General features: G+C 40.2%; 1 protein-coding gene. It reads left to right on the forward strand.

Going from position 1 to position 858, the window contains the following annotated elements; genetic code table 11:
- Positions 1 to 858: IS110 family transposase (locus ACYQ73_RS28110; RefSeq protein ID WP_460015459.1), on the forward strand; the 858-nt coding region annotated here is incomplete at both ends.

Raw genomic sequence — 858 nt, forward strand, 5'->3', positions numbered from 1 at the left:
CGCACAATCGTCCGGGATTTATGGACCTTAAAAAGTTAATTGATGACTTAATTGAAGGATATGATGAGCAACCTCATATCGTATTTGAATCTACAGGAGTCTATTCAAGAACACTGGAACGTTTCATGCAAGAGAACAACTATAGTTATTGCCTATTAAATCCCTTGGAAGCAAAACTCCAATGTGATTCCTTACGGATTCACAAAACGGACCGAAGTGATGCACATCGATTGGCACTCACACACTTTACGCACGAAAGACGGATTGAAACAGATTCCAATGATGTTTACCGTCAGTTAAAACGATTATCGAGACACTACAGCGAATTGGATGATGAATTGAGCGTCACCCGCAGTCGATTGCATAAGGTCGTCCAGGAAACATTTCCTGAACTCGAGAATATCTTCACGACCAAGTCTGAACTGTTCCTAAACGTAGTACAATTATACCCTCATCCAGATCTAGTCTTGAATCATTCAAAAACAATCATTAAAAATCGAATACTCGCAAACACAAAAAAACGAATGGCAGTAAACAAAGCAGAGGAAAAAGCTGTTGAATTAATAGAGGCCGCAAAGCAATCTTACCCCGCCGCGTCTTCAACAGATGTGGTTTGTGATCAAGTTCGTGTATATGCTAAACGGTTTCAAGAGCTTCTCCTTCAGAAAGAACAATGTATCAGTAAAATGGAGTCGATAGCCGAAAGGCTTGAAGAGTATAGCATAATACGTAGTATTCCGGCTATTGGAGCTAACTCAGCTGTCAGAATCATAGCAGAAATTGGGAACATTCAGAGGTTTGACAACAACAGACAGTTGAATGCCTATACAGGTATTGATATTAGGCGGTATCAATCCG

Source organism: Lysinibacillus sp. CTST325, from assembly GCF_054665055.1.